The sequence below is a fragment of the Kitasatospora sp. NPDC007106 genome (genome assembly GCF_040634455.1).
GTDB lineage: Bacteria > Actinomycetota > Actinomycetes > Streptomycetales > Streptomycetaceae > Kitasatospora > Kitasatospora arboriphila.
On record NZ_JBEYFP010001364.1, the window covers coordinates 1 to 1,174 of the forward strand.

The 1,174-nt window shown below is 68.7% G+C and carries 1 protein-coding gene and 1 pseudogene; one reads left to right on the forward strand and one right to left on the reverse strand.

The window, feature by feature from the left end; all coding sequences use genetic code 11:
* A pseudogene (locus tag ABZ641_RS38510) lies at positions 1-177 on the reverse strand (MarR family transcriptional regulator); the annotation flags it as partial.
* A gap of 117 nt (positions 178-294) precedes the next feature.
* Here ABZ641_RS38510 and ABZ641_RS38515 point away from each other — a divergent pair.
* Positions 295-1,086 carry an alpha/beta fold hydrolase gene (locus ABZ641_RS38515; protein ID WP_359989337.1) on the forward strand — a complete coding sequence of 264 codons (792 nt, stop codon included), beginning with the start codon at positions 295-297 and terminating at the stop codon, positions 1,084-1,086.
* Positions 1,087-1,174: the final 88 nt, after the last annotated feature.

Here is a 1,174-nt window from a genome sequence, read left to right on the forward strand (position 1 = left end):
GACCAGGCAGGCACGGGCGAGCGCGGCGGCGGAGAGCCCCGGCTGGTCGTCGAGTGCGTACAACGCGACGTACTGCGGAACCGTGAGCCCGAGTGGTCGGAGTGCGGCGTGCTTGGCCGCCATCAGCTCCTGCTCCACCCGCTTGATGTGCAGTCCGAGGCGCTCCGTGACCGGCATATCCATGAGGGTGATCGTACGTCACCAGCTCCAGCCCTGGCTGTTAACAGAGCTCTGGCACATGACAGAACTCTGTTATCTTGGGTATTGCTCAGCCACTCACAGATGGAGGCACCCATGGCCAGTCGTGCACTGCTTGATCACGTCGTCGCCGGGTCCGGACCGGGTCTGGTCCTGATCCACGGCACCGGCGCTGACGCGACCTCGAACTGGGGAGCTCTCATCGATGCGATGCGTGACCGGTACACCGTCGTCGCCCCGAACCTGCCCGGCGCCGGCGCCACCCCGGTCGACCCCGCACCCATCGACCTGGACTCGCTCGCCGACCGCGTCGCCGCCACCGCCCGGTCCGCCGGACTGGAACGGTTCCACCTGGTCGGCCACTCGGTGGGCGCCGTCGTCGCCACAGCCGTGGCCGCCCGGCACCCCAATGCCGTGACCTCGCTCGTCCTGCACGCCGGATGGGTCAGGACGAGCCCGCGCGAGGCATTCATGTTCGACCTGTGGGCACGCCTGCTGCAGACCGACCCCGCCCTGCTGGCCCGCCAGCTGATCCTCACCGCAATGGGGCCCGGCTTCCTCGACGCCCTCGACGACGCGCAGTTCACCGAAATGGCCGCGGGTTTCACGGCCATGCTGGACCAGCGCATCCTCGGCCAGATAGAACTGGACACCCGAATCGACCTGCGTGGTGCGGTGGGCCGGATCACCGCGCCGACACTCGTGCTGGCGAGCGCCGACGACCGGATCATCCCGCCCCATCATCAGCGCGAACTGGCCGCCGCCATCCACCAGGCCGACTACCTCCAGGTCCCAGGCGGCCACGGCCTGCCGTTCGAGGACCCGGCGCGGTTCTTCTCGATCATCACCGAGTACGTGGACAAGCGCCAGGCGCAGGGCCAGGCCTGACTGGGTTTGAGGTCAGGTTCCGCACCAGGTGGGGGTGGTCTCGCCGGTGAGGCGGCGGGTCATGAGGCCGATCATCGCGACGTGGACC

Excerpts from the sequence above, each read along its gene's own strand:
- ABZ641_RS38515 (WP_359989337.1), top strand. The coding sequence starts at position 295 with ATGGCCAGTCGTGCACTGCTTGATCACGTCGTCGCCGGGTCCGGACCG.